Annotated in this window: 18 protein-coding genes; 8 read left to right on the forward strand and 10 right to left on the reverse strand. The window is 43.2% G+C overall.

All coding sequences use genetic code 11. From position 1 onward, the window contains the following. Nucleotides 1–358: 358 nt before the first annotated feature. Entirely contained in the window at nt 359–2,389 is a 2,031-nt protein-coding gene (locus KA717_24910) for an elongation factor G (GenBank protein UXE59150.1), read from the reverse strand. Nucleotides 2,390–3,212: 823 nt separating this feature from the next. Between KA717_24910 and KA717_24915 the strand changes: the two genes are divergently transcribed. The 4 genes from KA717_24915 to devC all read left to right on the forward strand — a co-directional run bounded on the left by KA717_24915 (nt 3,213) and on the right by devC (nt 7,198). Continuing rightward, nucleotides 3,213–3,668 (forward strand): DUF3531 family protein, encoded by a 456-nt coding sequence (locus tag KA717_24915; GenBank protein ID UXE59151.1) that lies wholly within the window; start codon nt 3,213–3,215, stop codon nt 3,666–3,668. Nucleotides 3,669–3,785: 117 nt separating this feature from the next. Next, nucleotides 3,786–4,520 carry a phycocyanobilin:ferredoxin oxidoreductase gene (locus KA717_24920; protein ID UXE59152.1) on the forward strand — a complete coding sequence of 245 codons (735 nt, stop codon included), beginning with the start codon at nt 3,786–3,788 and terminating at the stop codon, nt 4,518–4,520. A 114-nt stretch (nt 4,521–4,634) separates the two neighbouring features. Next, nucleotides 4,635–6,038, forward strand: coding sequence for an HlyD family efflux transporter periplasmic adaptor subunit (locus KA717_24925; protein UXE59153.1), 1,404 nt, complete (start codon nt 4,635–4,637; stop codon nt 6,036–6,038). A gap of 8 nt (nt 6,039–6,046) precedes the next feature. Further along, nucleotides 6,047–7,198 (forward strand): ABC transporter permease DevC, encoded by a 1,152-nt coding sequence (gene devC / locus KA717_24930; protein UXE59154.1) that lies wholly within the window; start codon nt 6,047–6,049, stop codon nt 7,196–7,198. Here devC and KA717_24935 read toward each other — a convergent pair whose 3' ends face one another. Genes KA717_24935 through KA717_24945 form a run of 3 tightly spaced genes read right to left on the reverse strand, consistent with a single transcriptional unit; the run spans nt 7,199 to nt 8,828 of the window. Further along, entirely contained in the window at nt 7,199–7,732 is a 534-nt protein-coding gene (locus KA717_24935; GenBank protein UXE59155.1) for a DUF1499 domain-containing protein, read from the reverse strand. 37 nt (nt 7,733–7,769) lie between these two features. Further along, a complete protein-coding gene (locus KA717_24940; GenBank protein ID UXE59156.1) occupies nt 7,770–8,573 on the reverse strand; it encodes an HAD hydrolase-like protein in 804 nt (267 codons plus the stop codon). A gap of 21 nt (nt 8,574–8,594) precedes the next feature. Beyond that, nucleotides 8,595–8,828 carry a hypothetical protein gene (locus KA717_24945; GenBank protein ID UXE59157.1) on the reverse strand — a complete coding sequence of 78 codons (234 nt, stop codon included), beginning with the start codon at nt 8,826–8,828 and terminating at the stop codon, nt 8,595–8,597. A 169-nt stretch (nt 8,829–8,997) separates the two neighbouring features. On the opposite strand from KA717_24945, the gene KA717_24950 reads away from it, so the two are divergent. Together KA717_24950 and KA717_24955 are read left to right on the forward strand one after the other, a co-directional pair. Continuing rightward, nucleotides 8,998–11,001: a flavin-dependent dehydrogenase gene (locus KA717_24950; GenBank protein UXE59158.1), complete on the forward strand. Its 2,004-nt coding sequence runs from the start codon at nt 8,998–9,000 to the stop codon at nt 10,999–11,001. 100 nt (nt 11,002–11,101) lie between these two features. Further along, the gene (locus KA717_24955) at nt 11,102–12,292 is read left to right on the forward strand and encodes a trypsin-like peptidase domain-containing protein (protein UXE59159.1); all 1,191 of its coding nucleotides are present in this window, start codon (nt 11,102–11,104) and stop codon (nt 12,290–12,292) included. A gap of 51 nt (nt 12,293–12,343) precedes the next feature. Here the strand turns inward: KA717_24955 and KA717_24960 are convergent, their stop codons facing one another. From KA717_24960 to KA717_24985, 6 genes are all read right to left on the reverse strand, one after another. Further along, a complete protein-coding gene (locus KA717_24960; GenBank protein ID UXE59160.1) occupies nt 12,344–13,114 on the reverse strand; it encodes a transposase in 771 nt (256 codons plus the stop codon). 50 nt (nt 13,115–13,164) lie between these two features. After that, complete coding sequence (locus KA717_24965; GenBank protein UXE59161.1) at nt 13,165–14,244, reverse strand: IS1 family transposase; 1,080 nt, start codon at nt 14,242–14,244, stop codon at nt 13,165–13,167. A 1,124-nt stretch (nt 14,245–15,368) separates the two neighbouring features. Next, nucleotides 15,369–16,766 carry a mechanosensitive ion channel gene (locus KA717_24970; GenBank protein ID UXE59162.1) on the reverse strand — a complete coding sequence of 466 codons (1,398 nt, stop codon included), beginning with the start codon at nt 16,764–16,766 and terminating at the stop codon, nt 15,369–15,371. A 36-nt stretch (nt 16,767–16,802) separates the two neighbouring features. After that, nucleotides 16,803–18,089, reverse strand: coding sequence for an extracellular solute-binding protein (locus KA717_24975; GenBank protein ID UXE59163.1), 1,287 nt, complete (start codon nt 18,087–18,089; stop codon nt 16,803–16,805). A 42-nt stretch (nt 18,090–18,131) separates the two neighbouring features. Further along, nucleotides 18,132–18,665, reverse strand: coding sequence for a phycobiliprotein lyase (locus KA717_24980; protein ID UXE59164.1), 534 nt, complete (start codon nt 18,663–18,665; stop codon nt 18,132–18,134). A gap of 41 nt (nt 18,666–18,706) precedes the next feature. Then, complete coding sequence (locus tag KA717_24985) at nt 18,707–19,390, reverse strand: HEAT repeat domain-containing protein (protein ID UXE59165.1); 684 nt, start codon at nt 19,388–19,390, stop codon at nt 18,707–18,709. Nucleotides 19,391–19,493: 103 nt separating this feature from the next. On the opposite strand from KA717_24985, the gene hisS reads away from it, so the two are divergent. Both hisS and KA717_24995 read left to right on the forward strand, forming a co-directional pair. Next, nucleotides 19,494–20,777, forward strand: a complete 1,284-nt coding sequence (gene hisS, locus KA717_24990; protein UXE59166.1) for a histidine--tRNA ligase — start codon at nt 19,494–19,496, stop codon at nt 20,775–20,777. Nucleotides 20,778–20,852: 75 nt separating this feature from the next. After that, a complete protein-coding gene (locus KA717_24995; GenBank protein ID UXE59167.1) occupies nt 20,853–22,238 on the forward strand; it encodes a hypothetical protein in 1,386 nt (461 codons plus the stop codon). Nucleotides 22,239–22,417: the final 179 nt, after the last annotated feature.

The following is a 22,417-nucleotide window of genomic DNA, read 5'->3' on the forward strand; positions in this document are numbered from 1 at the left end:
CTGTCTGGCCATCTTAACCGAAGACGATTAGCTGTCTCTCCTTTAAAAACGGCGATCGCCGCCCTTGACACTGGTATCGTCTGAGTAAATCCGCTTTTTATATTCCTTGGCGAATGAATGTATTAAGTTAGTCATAGATGGTTCATAACTTTATTCGCAGCCATTTTACTATTAGAAAAGTCCCGGCTGTAGCTCTCAGTATTATTCAAAAAAGGTTAACGTGGGAGGAGTTACTTCAAATTCGTAGGCTTTGTTGACCCCTTTGTATTGTCAGTTTTTTCGTCCCCAGCTAGGGGTATAGGCTTCTAGATTTGCTGTGCCCCTTTTTAAGGGGGCAAAAGACAGCTTAGTTACCCTTTCAACTTTGACTATTTTTAGAGGCTAAGAGAGTACCAATTAATTTTTCAGGGACTTCCTGTAAATGCTCGTATTGCCAGGTAAAATTTCCCACTCCCAAAGTTAGCGATCGCAGTTCAACGATAAAATTGTGCATTTCTGCTTGAGGAAGATAGGCCGTAATTTGATCCCAACCTTTCCAATCAGCACGGGGTTCATAACCTAAAATTTGACCGCGACGACCACTAATCAAGGGCAATACCCTGGAGGTAAATTCAGAGGGAGCCGACACCAGAACAGAAAGAATCGGTTCTAATAATATTGGCTCACATTTGGACATTCCTTCCGTCATGGCAATACGAACCGCCTGTTTAAAGGCCTGTTCGGAACTATCCACATTGTGATAGGAACCATCGGTCAGCGTCACCTGGATATCCACAACGGGAAAACCCAAAGGCCCCTGAGCCAAAAATTCTCGTACTCCTGTTTCTACCCCTGGAATATACTGTTTTGGCACAACCCCGCCCACAATGGTTTCATGAAAAGCAAAGCCACTGCCTCGTTCAACGGGTTTAATTTCCAGATAAACATCTCCAAAGGCTCCATGGCCGCCCGTTTGATGTTTATAACGTCCATGAATTTTGGTACTTTGACGAATGGTTTCTTTGTAGGGAATTTGGGGTAATTGGGTGATCATGGGTAGGCCATATTTACGATTGAGCCGAGCGATCGCCACCTGTAAATGGATTTCCCCTTGACCCCAAAGAATCACTTCCTTCGTATCAGCCTGTTGTTCCCACCGTAGGGACGGATCTTCTTCCACTAATTTTCCCAGAGCCGCACTCAGTTTAACTTCATCTTTGCGATTGGCTGGTGCGATCGCCAACCCATAAACTGGCTCTAATTGCTCCACTTTCGGTAGCGGTTTCGGTGTTTTCCCTGTACTCAACGTTTCTCCGGTGGGAATTCCCTCTAGCCGACCAATGGCCACAATTTCACCCTCCACAGCCACTTGTAAGGGTTGTTGTTGCTGTCCCAAAAGACGATAAATCCCCCCTGGGCGAATACCATTAAGGGCCATGCCTTCTGTTAAAGTTCCTTGCCAAATCCGAGCCAGAGACAATCGCCCGCCTTGCTGAGTAAAGTAGGTCTTAAGAACTTGTACAATTGTTTCATTTTGATCGCTGGGCGTTAAGCCTCGTCGTTCTGCCGTTAGGGCTGGGGCTGGAGCTTCCTTCACTAAAGCATCTAGTAAAGGTCTAACGCCGTAATCCTGCTCGGCCACCCCAAAAAACACGGGAACAATCAGATCAGCACCCAGTTCCTGTTTCAAATCCTGGACAATTTCCTCCCTGGGCGGCTCAATTTCCTCCATTAACTCTTCCAGGAGATGATCATCAAAATCCGCAAGGGTTTCTAACATTTCCTGACGAGTGACCTGTTCTTCATCTCGGAGATCGCCAGGTAAGGGAATTGGATCCGCCGGACTACCGGCATGATATTGATAGGCTTGTTCAGTAACGAGATCGATGAAACCTACCAGGGATTCTCCTTGGCAAATGGGATATTGCTGAGGAACGAGGGGACGACTGGAAACACTCTTTAGGGCTTGCAGGACATCAGCAAAATCGTTTTTCGTCCGATCCATTTTGTTAATAAAAACTAAGTGGGGAATTTCCCAATCATCCAAAAACTTTAATAGCGGGGTCAAGGTCAACACTCGATCAACGGAGGCCTCGCAAACAATGACAGCCGCTCCTGCACCGACTAACGCATTGTAAGTTTCCTCGGCAAATTCAATGGAACCCGGACAATCCAGCCAGGTGAACTGCATATCTTGATAAGTGGTAGTTGCTGCACTCACTTCTACACTCATCTGACGTTCTTTGGCTTCCGGTGAACTATCACTAACCGTATTACCGTCCTTGATGCTGCCTTTACGCGTGGTTGTTCCAGTTACGAGTAGGATACTTTCCAATAGGGTTGTCTTACCACTGCCATAGGGGCCAACAATCGCGACATTACGAATATTCTCTAAGGTCTTTTGACTCATACTGTCATCAAAAATAGTTATTCTATTTGTGAGCCTAACCTATTTCTTTGGATAGCGATCGCTTCTGCAATGACTTTTAAAGCAAAGAAGATTTAATGTTAACAAATGTAAAGAAGTGTAAATAAAAGCTGAAATTTAGACTGCATCCTATGATATTGGGAAGACAAATTTTTCCTTGCTGTAAAATTTTCGTTGATTACATCTGACGCGAGCTCGAAAGCCCTATCGTACCGTTTCACAGGATAATCTATCAACGAATTATTTACAGGTAGATAGTTTTTGGACAAAGCTTTTAGCCACATTAAAGCGTTTAGCGAGTTTTTCCTGAGAAATGTTCTCATTCTCATAGGTTTGAACTATCTTGTGTCTAAAATCGAGGAAATAGGCTCTCATTTTCAAGTTTTAGCTAAATTATTAATTTCATTTATTTTATACCTCATTTTAATGAAAAATGCTATAATTGCAAAGCGATCCAGCAATTCTCAGTTTTAGACACAGCAAGCCTTTTAGGGATTTAAAGAACATTTAAAAGGGGTTTTTGGGGCAATCCTAGGTGTACTATTGTGCCTAAAAGCTTGAAGACTCGTAAAATGAACTTGTTAATCCCGTTGAATTTTCCCCCGTATTACGCGAACTAAAACCTGAAACCCTTGCTACAGCGCAAATTTAGAATTGCTGAAAGCGATCGCCCTTCTTGCCTAACCATTTTAAAGTGTACTAACTAATAGGACTAGAAATAGTGTAATTCCCACCAAAAAGCGATTTTTTAACAAAAAGTATTTTTTTCTATCTCATCCCTAGTTATTTTATCTAACGCTAATTTATGGAAATTCAATTTCGAGAATTTAATCCCTTTGATCTCTGGATTTGGCTAGAATTCGAGTCTGTTCCCTCATCGATGGAGCAACAATATATCGAAGAACTTTTCAATTCCTGGTTCTATTTGGGCAGATTGGGAGCCTTTAATGCTGAAAATCTACAGGTTCAGGATGCGGGCATTGATTTGAATTATCTGGAATATGATAACGAGCATCTTGATCATGCCATGATGGCCCCCATGCACAATATGGCTGAGTTTCAATACGAAGGGGTTTGGGGACGTTGTTGGTTTGATCTGGGGACGAGTGATTTAATTTCGTTGGATATCTTGATCAATGCTTTAAATCAGTTAAGTAAAGAATATGTCGTCGTTCTCAAAATGATTATTGGTGGTGTTAACGAAGATTGGCCCGTAGAAACCAGACGGGAGATGATGTTTGATGATTTTGAAAATAACTGATGACGGTGTGAAGCTTGCGTCTGAAAATAACGATTTTGACCTAGAGCAAAGCCTTTCCCATCGTCCTAAGCATGATAGGGTAGAACTATTGGGTTTTGAGTGTATATTTTTCTGGCCATGGTAGAGACTGTCTCCGTATCAATTCGCCCTCAGCTTCATGCTTTAATCGATCAACTGGCAGGTGTCATTCTCGACACTTGGCAAACCTATCTGGACTTAACCCCCTACCAACTGCCAGAAGATTTGGGTTATATCGAAGGTCGTCTAGAAGGTGAGAAGTTAGTGATCGAGAACCGTTGCTATCAATCTACCCACTTTCGTAAGATGCACCTCGAATTGGCCAAGGTGGGTAAGGGACTAGATATCCTTCACTGTGTTATGTTTCCCAAGACTGCCTACGGTTTACCGATGTTTGGTTGTGATATTGTCGCCGGCCCGGCGGGGATTAGTGCCGCGATCGCCGATTTATCTCCCACCAATAGCCAACATCAACTTCCCCTAGGCTACGCTCAAAGCCTAGATAACTTACCCCCTTACCTGTTTAAACAGCAGCGAAATTTGCCGGAATGGGGCGATATTTTCTCGAATTATTGTCTGTTTATTCGTCCTGATCATGCCGAAGAAGAAAAGCAGTTTTTACAACGAGTCCAGGATTTTTTGCAAATTCACTGCCAACAGGCCCGACAGTCCGAACCTTTGGCTAACGAGCAACAACAGGAACATTACGCCGGACAACAGAACTATTGCATCAAGCAACAAAAAAATGATAAGACCCGTCGGGTACTAGAGAAAGCCTTCGGTAATGAATGGGCAGATCGTTATATGACAAAGGTTCTATTTGATACGGTTTAAGTTCACAGTCATCCTATCTCTGTCTTTCGGTACAATGACTGTTTACGAAACTTTACGTTATAATCACGGGTAATCAAGGCCAGAATCTAGTTCAATCAAAGCCAGCACTATCCTATGGATAAACCGATAGAATCCTCCAAAGCCGCTCTGCCGGACTCAAGCCTACGCTGGATTATGGCAATCCTTGTTCTGGGACTGTTAGTGACAGGAGGAACGATCGTCTATGGGGTTAAATCCACGAAAAGTAATCTTGCAGAAACGACCTCTACATCATCCGCTAATTCGACAGCATCGACCGGAGCCTTATCCAGTTCTTCCCCTGCAAGTAGTGCCGATATCGATGTGGTTTCTGCCCTCGGTAGAGTTGAACCCCTAGGAGAAGTGATTAAGTTATCTCCCTCTCCAAATATGGGGGGGTCTAGAATCTATCGGATTTTAGTACCAGAAGGTGCCAATGTTAAGGCTGGTCAAGTGGTGGCGGTGCTAGATAGCTATGAGCGTAAGGTGGCGGCCCTGTTGACGGCCAGGGAAGCGGTCAAGGTTGCGAGAGCCGATTTGGCCATTGTGGCGGCGGGGGCAAAAATCGGGGAAATTCAAGCCCAAAGAGCAGAATTTGAGCGATCAGGAGCGGCCTTTGAACGGTCTAAAGCAGAATTTGTCCAAAAACAAATGGTTAACCAGGCTTCCCTGGAAAATTTAAAGCAGGAGTTACGGGGAGAACGCATCGAACAGCAAGCCACTATTGATCGTTTACAGGCTGAGTTACGTCAAACCCAAAATGATTATCGACGCTATCGGGCCTTAGCCGAAGATGGAGCGATCGCCTTAGCAGATTTGGAACAGCGCAGTTTGTCCATGGTGACGGCGCATCAAAGACTGAGTGAAGCCCAGGCTCGCCTGATTAAAACCGAAGGCACTCTGACGCAGAAAATTCGGGAACAGGAAGCGCAAATGCTGAAGGATAAATCCACTCTCTTTTTAGGAGCTAGGGAATCTGAGTTCCAATCCAAGGAAGCCGAGGGCAATCTTTATAAGGTATCTGAAGTCCGTAAAGTTGATGTCCAAAAAGCCGAAGCTGAATTAAATTTAGCCTTGGCTCAGTTCAATGAAGCGAAAGCTGAGCTAGATACCACCCTAGTGAAATCTCCCACGGATGGTCAGGTGCTAAAAATTTATACCCGTCCAGGGGAAAAAGTCATTGATAGTGATGGCATTGCCGATATTGGTAAAACAGATCAAATGATGGTTGTGGCCGAGGTCTATGAAGACGATATTCGCAAAGTGCGGCCGGGCCAGATGGCCGTGATTAAAAGTGAGAATGGCAGCTTTGATGGAGAATTGGGAGGAACTGTTCGGGTTGTGGGCTTAAAGATTGGTAAAAAGGATGTCCTCAATACGGATCCGGCCGCCGATGTGGATGCCAGGGTGGTAGAGGTTAAAATCCTGCTGACCCCTGAATCAAGCAAGAAAGTGGCTGGGTTAACCTATGCGAAAGCCCTCGTGAAAATTCTGCCCTAACCTCAATAATGAAAATTCCTCTATCTTGGCATCAACTGACCCATGAGAGAATGCGTTTGGCGGTGGCGATCGCTGGCATTGCTTTTGCAGATATCTTGATGTTTATGCAGTTGGGTTTTAAGAATGCCCTATTTGATAGTGCGGTGCGATTACCGAAAAGTTTGAAGGGAGATATTTTTCTGGTTAGCTCCCAGACAGATACCTTTATTGCCCCTAAAAATTTCTCGGCCAGACGATTATATGAGGTGATGGGCATCAATGGGATACAAAATATTAATCCCATGTATATGAACGTTAGTGTTTGGAAAAACCCTGATACAAAAGCAACTCGCCAAATTTTTGTCATTGGTTTTAATCCCGTTCATAATGTTTTAGATCTGCCAGGAATTGCAGACAATTTAGACCTGACCAAACAGCCTGATGTTGTCCTCTTTGACCAACGTTCTCGTGCTGAATTTGGCCCGATCAAACAAGATTTTTTAGCCGGTAAAACGGTAACGACAGAAGTTGCTAATCGTAATATTACAGTCGGTGGTTTATTTACGCTGGGTTCATCCTTTGGGGCTGATGGTTTCATTGTCACCAGTGATCTCAACTTTTTTCGTCTCTTTCCTGATCGTCAAAAGGGTTTAATTAATGTTGGCGTTATTCAACTAGAACCCGGTGCTAATCTTAATCAGGTTTATCAGGAGGTTCGTCAGAAGTTATCGGAAGGAGATGTCAAGGTTTTTACCAAGGCGGAACTGATCGAGTATGAACGTAATTATTGGCAGAAGCGAACAACGATTGGTTTTATTTTTGGTTTGGGAACTGTCATGGGTTTTATCGTCGGTACAGTCATTGTTTATCAAATTCTTTATACCGATGTCTCTGATCATTTACCCGAATATGCCACGCTGAAGGCCATGGGATATGCTGATACCTATTTATTAATCGTTGTTTTTCAAGAGGCCATTCTGTTGGCGATCGTGGGTTTTGTTCCTAGTTTAGGGTTAGCTTTTTTCCTCTATAGTAATACGGCTAAAGCAACGGGTTTACCGATTATGATGACCCTCGCTAGAGCAACCCAAGTATTGATTCTGACGGTGGTGATGTGTGTGATTTCAGGGGCGATCGCCGTCGGTAAATTACGAGCCGCCGACCCTGCGGATATTTTTTGATTAAGGCTCTAAATCTTGCATGGCTAGACGAATTTGTTCTAAACGGCGGCGGTTAACTCCTAGATCAGATTCTCCCAAGCGCGAGCTAGAGCGGACTTCAATTTGAGATTGATTAACGGGCAAATAAAATTCCAGATCATCGACAAACCCGAAAATGCGACTTCGAGATTCCGCACGAATATAGTCTTGATTACTCACCAAAATGCTGGTTCGAGGTACGACACTCAGCACTTTTAACAATCTTTCCCTGGCTTGGTCGCGATCGCCGGTATAAAGGAGCGGTGCAATTTGATGACTAGCATCGGCATTTTGGCTAACCACACAGTTAGGCGTTGGCGGACAAGGCGCGAGTTGCTGATGGGTAAGACCTAGATTTTCAGGGACAGAACCCGCAAAGAAACCGTTAGATTCGCCGGTGTCAGATTGGGATTGGGATTGTAGAAAAATCCAACCGATGAGCAATCCTAAAACTAAAACAAAACCCAGGATCAGTAAAGAAAACCGTTGAAAAGGTGAAGAAATGGAATTATTCATATAGATCGAGGTGAATAGTGGAGAAAGATAGCAGCAGTCATCGCCATTGAGAAAAATCCTGAGAAAATTGAGATAAGGATAGTAAATGGATTTTAGGAGAGGAAGACTGGGAAGAGGGGGATGATAAGGAGTTTCTTGCTGCTTCAGTATTGTAACCCCAATCTGCTAAAAATAAACCCACTCCAGTTAAATCTAATTGTTGATTAACTAACAACAAAGTGGGAAGTAAATCCTCCACAAACCAAAGTTCTGGGGGAGAAAGACTATGTTTATCTAATAATTGCTGAAGGGTCAGATATTTAGGCTGTTTAATCTCTTTGCCAATAATATTTTCTCTGTCTAGCTCTAAGCCTTGGTCGGCTAGTAATTTTTGTACAAATCGACCTTCTTTTGTCGTAATAACATAGAGCAACGTGGAAGAACTGAGTAGAGATTTCAATCTTTCAATCACGCCAGGATAAAAACGATGTAAATTCAGCCAACCATCTAAATCCTCATTGATCCATTCATCCCTGACCTGATCAAGGGTTTTTGCTAATAAAACGGGTTCTAAATTTTCTTGAGCTAATAGCTTTTTAATCCATTCTGACCAATGATTACGCATCTCTGCTTCAGGAACAGCTAAAACTAAGGCCCTTAATAAAAGAATCATTTCCCAGCCTGTTTCGATCAGAGGCCGAAGACGATAAAAATCCTCTGCAAAAGGTTCTAACTGATCAAGATTTTCTAAGGGCCAGAAATGACGATAAGCTCGTTTGGTGGATTGGAAATACTCCAACATTCCATCACAGATCACACCATCGAAATCGAGAGCCAAAATTCGGGGGGTTAATTGCGTCATATATCGGAAATTAGCAAAAATCTAGGGCAGGGACTTCCAGGCCTGGGCGATCATTTTACTCAGCCAGCCCCTTTGCACCACATCGAGCATCGGATCATCGGCCATCACTTCTGCCGTTAATTCATCCAAGGACTGGCCTTGCCGACGCGCTAATCTCACCACTCCGGCGATCGCCACCGCAATTAATTCCTCATCGACAGGACGGCTACGGAGTGCCATAATTTCTTCAGGACTGGTGGGAATAGAATGGTGCATATAAAGATTAGCTAGGCTCGGAGGGTCAAAACACTGGGGATGCAACCGTAATCAAGGCAACCAGTGGCTGAGATTTTTGAGTAAAGTTACATCGTAGCGGAAGTTTAACCGATTTTGATCCCCAACCTGATCTTGATTTTCTGTTTTTGCCCTATCGCTAATTACTGAGATGCGTGAACTCCTCTATATCGAAGTCCCCACTCCCGATCTTGAAGCAGTAAAATGTTGGCTTCACCAAACCTGGCAACCGTTAAATGGGGATAAACAACTGAGAGCAGGGGGGCTAAGACTCCAGGACAAGCAGGCCAATATACTCTCGATTTTTATCTGGTCAGTACAACGTACCGTCTATTTGAAATGTTTTCGCTGGGGAGATCACCCTTTTACCCAGGAACAAAGTCTGGTTAAACAACTCCAGCAGGAAATTCGTTTGGCTTTTCCGCCCACCTATCCCGCACCGCCAGAGATTGACCTCAGCCAGCAGTCCATTTTTGCCGACCTGGCTCCTTACTATCCTCAAACGGTTCATTTTTTTCAGCAAATGCCAGAGGGAGAATACGATCTCAATCGCGTTTATTGGTGGGAAAAACGCTGGCGTGAAAGTGTGCGCCATCCGCAACAGCCGAAATCAGTGATTTTTAGAGGGGAACAAACTGCCATCTCTTCAGAAAATTTGTACGACTTAATTTATATTGGTGGGGCTTTAGGCGCAATTCATGCAGCAGTGATGGCTCAACGGGGCTATCGCGTCCTCTTAATTGAACGTTTACCCTTTGGTCGGATGAATCGGGAATGGAATATTTCTCGTGCTGAATTTCAACGCTTAATTGATCTGCAACTCTTCACGACAGCAGAGTTTGAATCCTTGATTGCGAGGGAATATCGAGATGGTTTTAATAAGTTTTTTGATAGTTATAATCCGCCTAATCTCAAAGCCAAAGTTTTACACACCCCTACTGTCTTAAATATTGCGCTGGATTCGGCCCAGTTACTTCAGAAATGTGGTGAAAAGTTGCGGGCTGCGGGGGGAGAGATCTGGGATGAGACGGAATTTATCAGGGCTGAAGTCGGTGATCGCGCTGTCACCCTAGAGACCATTCATTTACCAACAGTTACAACCAAACAAGTTCAGGGACGTTTATTAATTGATGCGATGGGAACGGCCTCTCCAATCGCCTGGCAGTTAAATGGAACCCATACTTTTGATAGTGTCTGTCCAACGGTTGGGGCAGTCATTGAAGGTATGGAACCTGCCGTTTGGGATGCCCATTATGGCGATGTGCTGAATTCCCATGGTGATATTTCCAGGGGCAGACAATTAATTTGGGAATTGTTTCCGGGTAAAGGCAAGGAGTTAACCTTTTATCTCTTTCACTATCATCAAGTTCATGTTGATAATCCAGGCTCTTTGTTAGAAATGTATGAGGATTTTTTCACCATTTTGCCGGAATATCGTCGCTGCGATCTGGAAAAATTAACTTGGAAGAAACCAACTTTTGGTTATATTCCCGGCCACTTCAGCACAGGAAAAAGCGATCGCACCGTTGCCTTTGATCGATTATTGGCGATCGGGGATGCAGCTTCTTTACAATCGCCCCTGGTCTTTACCGGTTTCGGTTCTCTAGTTAGGAATTTAGCCAAACTCACCGACTTATTAGATACGGCTTTAAAGCATGATTTACTTCAGGCGGAAAACCTTAATCAAATTCGTGCCTATCAAAGTAATATTGCCGTTACTTGGCTCTTTTCTAAAGGCATGATGGTTCCGACTGGAAAAGTGCTACCACCGCAGCGAGTGAATGCCATGCTCAATACCTTTTTTGGACTATTAGCGGATTCCCCTCCAGAGGTGGCTGATACTTTTATTAAAGACAAAACCACCTGGTTAATGTTTACCCGTCTTGCCTTGAAAGCAGCAACTAAAAACCCGCTATTATTGCTTTGGATTTGGGAAATGGCTGGCACTAGTGATCTGATTCGCTGGTTAGGCGTGTTTGGAGATTTTAGCCTAGATAGTTTTAAGAATTTACTCTTAGCGCGTTGGTTTCCCCAATGGTTAACTAAAATGCAGCCGCAATTGGAAAAACAATATCCTGCTCTCTGGTTGCGATTGCTCTGTTTTCGCTATAGTCTTTCTTCCTGTAATGTCGTTATGCCCAAGCTTGGCAGCTGAAAAGTAGCGATCGCTCTCTGCAAGGCCGTTAACAGCCCTCAAAGCCTGGGAACATCCTTTATACTTGAGAAAATTACCTCCAGCCCCAGATCTTAAGCCAATGAATTTGACAATCCAACAATTAGGAGTGGCCTCTCTCTTGTTATGTTTAGGGGGAGGACTGGGGTTAGCGGGAAGTCGTTACTTATTTTCGCCAACAACGTCAACCTTACCAGAATCGGCCATTGTACCCGCCACACTGAAATCCCGGCCCTTTCCCACAACCGCTACCGATCCCAATGAGGTGAACTTTATCGCTAAAGCGGCGCAGAAAGTTGGACCTGCGGTAGTTCGCATCGATGCAGCGCGTGAAGTGGCCAATGAAGATGAAACCCCACTCAATCAACCCTTTTTTAAACGTTTTTTTGGCAAAGAATTGCCCCTGCCGAAACAGCATCTAGAGCGGGGAACAGGTTCCGGTTTTATTCTCTCTGCTGATGGCAAACTTTTAACCAATGCCCATGTGGTAGAAGGCTCTGCTCAAGTTAAGGTAACGCTCAAAGATGGCAAGGTTTATATTGGCAAAGTGGTTGGAGTTGATTCGGTAACGGATGTGGCCGTGGTGAAAATTGAAGCCTCTAATTTACCCAAGGTTACGATTGGGAGATCCGAGACGCTATTACCAGGAGAATGGGCGATCGCGATCGGTAATCCGATGGGCCTAGATAATACTGTAACGGTGGGAATTATCAGTGCCTTGGGTCGATCTAGTTCAGAAGTCGGTGTGCCAGACAAACGAGTAAGATTTATTCAAACCGATGCGGCGATTAATCCTGGCAATTCGGGCGGCCCGTTGCTCAATGCCAAAGGTGAAGTAATTGGTATTAATACAGCAATTCGAGCCGATGGTCAAGGTTTAGGATTTGCGATTCCCATTCAAACGGCGGAACGGGTGGCGGAACAGTTATTTAGTCAGGGAAAAATCGAGCATCCCTATCTGGGGATTCACATGGTGACGCTAACCCCCGATCTCAAGCAGGAACTTGATCAGCAAGAAAATTTACCCTTTAAGTTGACTCAGGATAACGGCGTATTAATTATTGAAGTGGCCAAGAATTCTCCAGCTGCACAAGCAGGTTTAAAGGCGGGAGATATTATTGTCTCAGTGGGAAAAAATCGGGTGGTGACGGCAGCAGATGTTCAGGAACAGGTTGAAGGCAGTAAAATCGGCAATCCTTTGGAACTGGAAATTAAACGACAACAAACTTCCCAGGCGATCGCCGTTAATCCGGCCCCTTTCCCGAAGCAATAAGTATTTTGACATACTCCCCCGCGTGAACGACGGGGAATTCTTATTCATAGTTCACAGAGATCCACTTACTCTTGTTGGTTTCCCTTCAATGATAGAGGTAGTTCTCTCCCTATGCTTTCCCTCTTCCGAGGCAGATTCCTTTTGCCCAAAGGTACTGTTTTGCCATGACCTTCCCAAAATCCCCATCCCTTTTTTGAGGATATTAATTGCCGCATTTGTATCACGACAAATTTCTATTCCACAATTAGGACATGAATGAGTTCTGGTACTCAATGATTTTTTTGCCCGATGACCACAACTAGAACAATCCTGAGAAGTATAATTAGGCGAAACCGCCACCACTGCCTTTTCCCAGATTTTTCCGTAGTAGTCTAACCACAGGGTGAATTGATACCAACTAGCATCAGAAATTGACTTAGCCAAGTGATGATTCTTGACCATGTTCGACACCTTTAAATCTTCATACACCACGACATCGTTAGATGCCACCACGTTTCGGGCTTGCTTAATTGCCCAATCTTGCCGTTGGCGTTGAATTTTAAGATGGGTTTTACCCAGTCTTTTTCGTGCTTTATGGTAGTTATTGGATTGGGGTTTAGCCCCTTTCACGAATTTTTTGCTTAATCGTTTCTGAGCCTTTTTTAGTTTACGCTCAGATTTTCTTAAGAACTGGGGATAGATTACGGCATTATCGTTTTGGTCTTTGGTGAAATATTTTAATCCCAAATCCAAACCAACAACATTACCTGTATATTCCCCTTGTTCTTTGCGGTCAGCGTCAAAGCAGAACTGAGCATAATACCCATCTGCTCTTCTCACCACGGCACTGGTATCGTCTAGCTAGAAGCTATAAACGTTGCAATACAAGAGGTTCAACAAATCAGGCGAATTTGGAGTAAGTCCTCCCAAGTTAACCCTTTTTGAATTATACCGAGAGCTACCGCAGGAACTTTTTTCGTCGTAAAATGGCTGCGAACAAAGTTATGAACCATCCAGAAAATATCTAGCACTCGCTGTAATCCCACAACAGATTTAGCATAAGTATTTGTTCGACGACGAAAGGCGGCTAAATAGCGTCGTAGAGAACTATTAAATGCCTCAACGTGGTTGGCATGAACATCCTTGTCTTCTGGTTTTTCTGTTGTCTCAGGATGTTCAGTTTTCGGAGTTTCTACTTTCTCTAGTTTACCCTCAGAATCTCGACGTTTACTACTCTTATTTTTTAATCTTACCACCATACCCTTCGGTAATACTTTGGTGGGACGACCTCGCTTCCCAGTCCTTAATACTTCGTGACAAATATTAAATAGCAGTTGACTATATCGCTTTTCTCCATCTGTAAATAACTGGAGAGATTCTGCACTCCTTTCAAATAATTCCGCTACCGTCATCATTGCTTCTAGAAATAATTTCTGCTCTTTTTTACCACATTTTAAATGCCAAATAAAGCGGCTAGCCCTGTCCATGAGCACGATTGTCCACCTCTCAGAGGCACTTGCTTCTTTATTTTTTCCAACTTTTGTGTATAGTTCATCCCCTTCTATTACTAATTTAACAAATTCATTCACTAAGGCGTATAAAAATAATGTCTCTTGTAATCCTGATAATTTCTTTTCCCAATTCAATATTGTTGTTTTCGCGTAGCCGAATACTCGGGCTGCTGCATTTAATCCTATTCCTTCCATTCTGGCTTTTAATACTTTTACAATTTCACTTAATGGGGTTTCTAAGCCAGCGATTACGCTACCATAAGTCTCAGCAAAACAAGAACTACATTCTTGACAAATGAACATTTTACGTTCCCCGTTACCTTTCGTTTGATAATGAGAATGTATTTTTACGTTTTCACTATAGCAATGAGGGCAGTTTTTCTGAAATAAGGCTTCCTCTTTCTCTTGGGGTAAGCCAATATCACTTAGGAGGTCAATTGAGCTTTTATTCAATGTTGACATTGCTTTCTGTTTTCCCTTTCTTTAATATAATGACAATAATAATAGTATAACAAAAACGGGAATATGTCCAGTCGTAAGTTATTTTCTATTTTCTCAAACTCTTACACCATAACTTTTTCTAGCTTTGATCACACGATACCAGTACCCTCACCACTCGAACCCGATTAATCTTTAGCCGAAACAGGTCTTCTCTCGTTTCTTTGTTGCAATATAGGGAAAAGGAGCCAGCATTAAAACCATCAGTGAAAGCAATTTTCATGCAATCATCAGATAGTTTCCATCCTGAGACTTTATATTCTACAGAGCGACAATGTTTTTTAAACTGGGGATAGTCTTTTTTCTTTTCTCCTTTTCTACAACGACTGTAGAAGCTAGAGATAGAAGCCCAAGCTCGTTCTGCACTAGCCTGTCTAGCCGCCGAATTTAACTTTTTCGCAAAAGGAAATTCTTTAGCTAGGGTTTGCCGAATAAAGGCAGAACCTTTATCAGATAAGCTTTTCAGCCATTTTGAACACGATTAGGTGCAAGCTTATGGCATTTGAAGGCTCAAAATCCATGCACTTTGCTAGAAAATTGTGGGTTAAAATCGGAAACTGATTTCTGAAGTCACCATTTTTCGCGCCCTGTGGCATCTAGGTTCGATTTGCAGACTTATTCAGCAAGCCCTAGCTAAATCTTTGCATAGCACATACAAATCGGCTTTACCGACTCCTTGATTATCCATCCAGTGTCTAACCGCTTTGTTCCTAATAAACTGTGCAGTCCGAATGGCTTCATCAAGAGATTGGTATTGCTCTTTTGCTCCGTTCAGTAGTTTGGCTTCTCTAACTATCATTCCCCTAGTTTATCATAAAAGATTGCAGATAAAACATTGAGTTGATCTGGAAGTCGCCCTAGAAGGGCGAGGCTTTTACCCATTTTTCTGGTAACAGTTGCTTACAGTCGAGTTCACCAATTATTTATGATAATTGTAGGAAAAGTATCGGGGATCAACGTTTTTCACCTAATCTGCCTTTGATTTTGGCATAAGTTAGTCTTGACATTTTAGGTTTGGTAAAAGTCCTGAGACCAGAAAAAGTTTGGCAGGGTATGGGCGATGCTGTGACAGTGTTGCCCTTTTTTCTTTAGAGTTGTGATCGCGGCTCAGAATCAGCGTGAGAATTGGGATGGGAATCAGGACTGGGGAAAGCCAGGGGAACATTGCTACTTCGCAAATGAATATCGTACTGAGGAAAGGGCATTTCGATGCCATTTTCAGCAAATCGTTGCCACAGTTGACGACTTAAATCACTTTTGATGGTTTTGCCAATGGTGGGATCATCTAAGTAAAAAGTTAATTGATAGCTAATACTAAAGTCTGCAAAGTCAATTAAAAAAGCTAAGGGTTTGGGATCTTCGAGAATATGAGCATTATCTGCGGTTAATCCTAACAAAATCTCAATGACTTTTTGGGGATCGGCATCGTAGCTGACCCCAATGGTGAGGGAATTGCGAATAATGCGATCGCTGCCAGTGAAGGTAGTGACAATATCCGTAAAAAATGTTTGGTTGGGAATAATTTTTTCTGAGTTATCGGCTGCTATTTTAACCGTTGTGGCTCGAACCCCTAATTTTTTTACTTCAGCCGTAGTACCATCAATACTAATTAAATCTCCGGGCCGTAAAACGCCTTCAAAAAGTAAGAAAATGCCACTAATAAAATTACTAAAAACCTCTTTCAAGCCAAAGCCTAAACCAACGGAAAGTCCCCCTGTAATAGCAGCAAAAGCGGTGGGACTAAAGCCAATATAACCAAAGATGAGCACAATACCAAACGCCATTAAAAAATAGCGAATTAAAATCACCGTCGCCTCTGCTGTCCCTGTTTCTACTCGATTATTAGCAGTCAAAAAGGACAATAAAAGATATTGAAATATGCCAACTCCAACAAACCAAAGATATAGTCCGACAGAACTGATCAGGATAGCTCCGACTCGCAGCGGACTTCCAAAGAGGTTTAATACATTCGCCGATAAGATTTCCTGAAAGTTGCCCGCAATATTAATGATTCTAATACAGACAAGCAGGATAAAAATAGGCAGAAAAAAGGAGAGTTGATATTTCCGCACAATTTTGGGTGCAAATCCGAGACATAAACTGGCGAGCAAAAGCCGATAGCCAGTATGAAGAATAGCAATTTCCCAAGCGACGACAATTAAGCCATTGATAAACTGGTGGGATTGCCAAGTTTTTAAGAGAATAAACAAGCCTAAAAGATTAAGAATAGGTAAGGTTAAATAACGAATTAAAATAATGCTATATTCTTGGAGTCCTATGGGTCTATCTTGTTGCCAGAGCATCAATGGTAAGGGGAATTTTTGCTGGAAATGCTTCCAAAGTCGTCGATATAGCCCAGCCGAAATGACTAGGACTGTCGCGATCGCCGCTAATTGAATTTGAACTTGAGAACGTTCTAGAAAAATCAGCAACTTATCAATTTGATCGAGGAGATAATTAAGGGATTGAGGCTCAGGATTAGGCATATCAATATTTTATATAGGCTAAATCTAAAGAGTTGTTTACTGAGTTTTTTGGGAAGATTGATGCACCAATTTCAATAATTCAATTCCGCCTTCCTGAGGAGAAATTGCTCCAGTCAGAATTTGCTCGTAAAGGCTCTCAGCGATCGGAAAAACAATCTCCGCTTTAGAAATATGATCCAGCGGAATGCCCACTGCTGAACGAGCTTGTTGCTCTAGGATCGCTTCAATGGGAAATAAACGTTTATCTAGGATCACTGTTTTGTCAGGGAGAATAAAGGCACCAAGATCCATTGCTCGTTGTTTTTGTTGTTCTTTATTGGTGACAAAACGGGCAAAATCTAAGGCGATCGCTGTTTGGCGAGGACTAAAGCTATTCGTAATGGCTAAAACTTTTGTATAGAGGATGGGGCCCGCCAAATTCTGTCCATGAGCGGGTAAAACTGTCACCCCCAAATTATTATTTTTTAACGCTTTTTTAAAATCAGGAATGGAAGTAGAGTCACAGACAAGATAATCTAAATTTCCTCCTTTAAAGGATTGGTTCAGAGCCTTAACACTAGAACTAAGGATAATTTTAGGCTGGGTTTTAAGGGATTGTAGCCAGGTCATCCAAGCCACCCAACTCCCTCGTTTTAAAACAAAATTACCTTGGGCATCAAAAACTTCACTCCCAAAAAGCTGAATCCCCCAAAAGGTTTCTTCAAAACTAGAAGGGATGCCAATGGAGTAACCAGCCGCTGCTTGACTGACCAGATCCTCTAACTTCTCTGGTACCTGACTGTCATCAACTCTATTTTTGTTGTAGCAAAGTACTTGAGTGATGACTGCGCCGGGTAATCCATAAATTTTATTTTGATAGGTGACTTGAGCTAAAGCGGACGGCAGAATGTTCCTTAGATCAATACTTTTAGGATCAATCGAGACTAAGGTCTGAGCTTGAATCAGCTTAGACATAAAATCATAATCTATCAGCAAAAGATTAGGGGCTAATCCAGCTCTAAACTGTCGAAAAAAACGTTTTATTAATTCTCTTTTCGGGATTTGTTCAACAACAATATTAACATTGGGATTAATCTGTCTATAGGTATTAATGGTTCGTCTAATTTCTGCTGTATTAACATCTAAATCATGCCACAGCAAAATACTACCACTGATGTTCTTGGCGGAAGAGGCACTATCCCTAATCTCAAAGTTAGAATTGGCAGACTTGCTACTATCATCACCGTTGCTATTAATCAGGGGCTGACTACAAGCGGATAAGCAAAGAAAAATGGCTAAACAAATTGCCATTAATCCAGGACAGATTAATCGAAATCGGTTCATGGAGAGGAAATTGCTAAACCAAAGAGGACGAAAAGAAGGAAATTATTCTGTTTTGGTGGGGGGCAGTTTGCGAATTTCAGTATAAAAAGCACTATGGCTGAACTGATGGTTCTGTAAGACTAAGCTGGTTCGCAGGCGTAAGTTAGGACTGGCAAACCAGAGTCTTTCTTCAATCTGAAGGGGGCCTTGTTCTAGAATCAGAGTCAAGCTTTCATCCACTGCAAAGAGATATTTCCCGACCAAGGCTTTTTGTCCTATTTTTAGGGGTGATCGCCGCAGTTGGCCGTGATGGGAATGTTCGGGATGGGGGAGAAAAAGATAAAGTAAAGAGCCTGTTTGTTTCGGTTTACCCCAATCAACGGAATTATCCCAGCCCATTTGTAAGCCCAGTATTTGCTCCGAAGTGGGAATATCCTGACTTTGTGCAAATTCGACAACAGTTGGATGATTAAAGGCTAAGGTTTCAATGGTCAACTCGGATTTGTGGCTTTCGGCCACATTACGGTTAAAGTCGTAATTACTGCGCTGAGAGAACCATTTTCCCTCCCATAGCGTTAAAAAATCTTGAATTTCCATGAATCGTTTATTAAAACCGAATTGACCAAACCTGATCAATTTTAGGTTATTTGGAGCCGTTGCAACGCAAGCTGGGCTGCTTGATTCACCTGGAAGTGTTCATCTTTGGCTAAAAACTTGAGAGCAGAAAGAGATTTTTCACAGGGAAGATTACCCAGAGCCTCAGCCAAACGTTGTCGAACTAACCAATCCTCGGAACCGGCAAATCTTAAAATGGCCTCCACCGCATCTACGGCTCCAATTTCTCCGATCGCGGCGATCGCTGCCTGTTGTACCACCACTTCCTGATTATCTAAGGCCTGAAGTAAAACCTGTTTAGCGCGTTGATCTTTCAAATTGCCGAGAGAAACTGCTGCACTAAAACGGACTAACCATTCCGTATCTTCATAAAAAGCCCGACAGAGCGGTTCAAAAGCTCGATTATCTTCCAAATAACCCAGAGCACCTGCCGCATCCGCCCGAATGCCATAGTCGGGATCGGTTTCCAAGAGTCTAACCAAAATGGGATAACATTCTTCAGTTTGTTTAATGCCCAGGGCAAACACAGCCATGGAGCGAATTTGTAACACTTCATCCTCTAATACTTTTTTAATCAGAGGAACCGCTTCCGCACTGCTGATTTCCCGTAATGAGGCTAAGGCAATCATGCGATCGCGGGAATTGGGACTTTCTAGCTGGGTTGAAATTTGAGCAAGGTCTGGAACGGGCATGGGAGTTTGTAACATTTCTTAATATTTCTCTCATTATAGAGAGTTTTCTGATTTTCGGATCTTAACTTCATCGGCTATGGTAGATAAGGCAGATTAATAGTGAAAGGTGCAAAGCAGAATGGGTGCGATTCAAGCGAGCCGAGGAACCCGCGATATTCTTCCCTCAGAGATGGGTTATTGGCAGCAGGTGGAAAGGGTGGCGACTCAGGTTCTTGAACAGGCTCTATACCAGGAAATTCGGACTCCTATTTTTGAACAAACGGCTCTCTTTGAACGGGGCATTGGCGAGGCCACCGATGTGGTAGGCAAAGAAATGTACAGCTTTCTGGATCGCGGCGATCGCTCTCTAACTCTCAGACCCGAAGGCACAGCCGGCGTAGTAAGAGCCTTGATTGAGCATAATTTACAGGCCAGTGGTGGTGTGCAGCGACTATGGTACAAAGGGCCAATGTTTCGTTATGAGCGGCCCCAGGCAGGTCGTCAACGGCAGTTTCACCAAATTGGGGTAGAAGTGTTAGGCAGTGCCGATCCCCGTGCCGATGCGGAGGTCATTGCCTTGGGAACCGATATTTTGCAAACCTTGGGCTTGAAAAATTTGCATTTATCCCTGAACTCGGTGGGCAATGTGGAAGACCGTCAACAGTACCGCGAGGCTTTGGTTAACTATCTCACTCCTTATCATGCCGATCTTGATCCCGATTCCCAGGCCCGTTTGAGTCGCAATCCCCTCCGAATTTTGGATAGCAAGGATCAAAAAACCCAGGAAATTGTCCGTCAGGCTCCCAATATTTTGGCCTATCTCGGCGATCGCTCCCGCCAGCATTTTGAGCAAGTCCAGCAATTATTAAGCGATCTGGGCATTGTTTATCAATTAAATCCCTCCTTAGTCAGAGGTTTGGACTACTACACCCATACCGCCTTTGAAATTCAATCCGATGATCTAGGGGCCCAGGCAACGGTTTGTGGCGGCGGTCGCTACGATGGTTTAGTGTCTTCCCTCGGTGGCCCTGACACACCGGCCGTAGGTTGGGCGATCGGTTTAGAACGACTCATTTTACTTTTGCAACAATTACAACCGGTTCTTTCCCCGCGACCGGATTTTTATCTGGTTTCCAAAGGAGAAAAGGCGGAACACCATGCTCTACTGCTGGCCCAACGCTTACGCCAAGCTGGTTTTAGCGCAGAATTGGATCTGAGTGGCAGTGCCTTTGGTAAACAATTTAAACGGGCGGATCGGAGTGGGGCGATCGCTTGTTTGATCTTAGGAGATGCGGAGGCCGAGGCCCAAACCGTACAACTGAAATGGTTAGCTCAAAAAGAACAGGAAACCCTGAGTCTGACGCAATTATTTTCTCAATTGGGGGAACTTCGAGCCGAGATTAACAGACTTAAATTCTCATAACTAGCGGGATTTCGCGATCGCTTCTAGTAATTTTACCTAGACCTTAACAATAGGATTTCTTAAACTAATGCCAGTTTGATTTTTAAGTCATTAGATTTGAGAAAATTAGTATTATACCTATTACTATCGGGTCGCTCCTCCTCCTCTTTTGACAATTTTATGAGCAACACTTGGGACTTTTTGATTCAAAAAGACGGTGAAACAGAATGGTCTAAACTGACAGATCTTTCTAGTTTGCCAGCCGGATGCTATCAATTGGCGGCCAAAAGCGATCGCCCCAAACTCAACGTGGATATTCGCATCACCCATCAAGATCTCAAGCAAGCAAATCCGCCCCAAACCATTGCTTCTCTCTCACACCGCTTAGATCATGAGGGTTTTATTTTGTTACTTCCCCTCACCCATTTATCGGCTGGTCAATGGCAAATTCATTGTTTTCCATCTATCTTAGCTGAAATGTCCGGCGCAACTTGGCGAACCTCACTTCAGTTTGATATTACTCCCGTTGAGCTATTAGAAACCCCCTTGGAGCCTCCCCAAAAATCTTCTCTCCTAGATTTCTTCCGCTCAATGGAGATGCCCGAATTATCACCTCTGCCCGACGTATTTACTCCCACACCTCATCAATTTGCCTACCTTGAAGAAGCGGCTTTAACACCTGAATTAGAAGCCATTAGTCAAATTCATTATGAAATGGAAGTAATCTGTCAGCCTGTCAACATTGATGCTCCCTTAACTCCTGAACCAGATCCGTTATCTTTAGACTCATCTACTACGACAAACTCAGTTACGGTAATCTTGCCGGAATCCGATTCCCCTGGTGTACCTATCCCAGAAGAATTAGAACTTGTCTCCTCTTCCCCATCAGTGATCACAGAATTACCTTTCCTTGATGAGATAGATGCAGAAGATGACCAGCCGATCCTATCAGAGTTATTTCCTTCCCTAGCTGAATTAGAGGAGATAGAAGCGGAAGAAATTCAAACTCTTTTCGCCACTGTTTCTTCGTCAGAATTAGCAACAGATATCAACCCAGAAGAAACCCAAGCAATTTGCTTAGAAGAACTACCTCTACTAGAAGGGAAAAGTACCAAAGAAGCCGATGAAAACATAACAAAACTTTCTGTAGAAATCCCTGCAATCGCTGACACTATTTCCTCTCAAGATCATCCGGCCACATACACCCATAAACGAGAGATTACTTATTTTGTCGAGCTTTCCTATCCCGATCAGAACAGGACTTTTACGATTGATGTGGTTGTCACGGAAGGGGATAATCATATTCCCTTAGATCTTCAGTTACCGAAGCTATCTGTAATGCGCAGGAGACTACATATCACCTCTCCCAAAAGCACCAAAATCTTACCGCCAAAACTTTACCCTACTGTTCCCCCACAAGTTTCTCAGTCAAGTAAAAAGTTACAATTTACTAAATTTGAACCGTTACAGAAAGTTTCCTAGATTACTGATCAATGTTAGGAGGAGGGTATTGAAAATTTTGCACTCCCAAACAGATTCAAAACAACTAGTAGCACAACGGGAATAATGGCGAGCAGAAAGGTCTGGGTAATACCGGACTCCATTTCAAGCCCACCACTTCGTTGGGGAAGATTCCCTGGTTTTACAACCCATTTTTTACA

This window comes from Woronichinia naegeliana WA131 (assembly GCA_025370055.1).
Taxonomy (GTDB): Bacteria; Cyanobacteriota; Cyanobacteriia; order Cyanobacteriales; family Microcystaceae; genus Woronichinia; species Woronichinia naegeliana.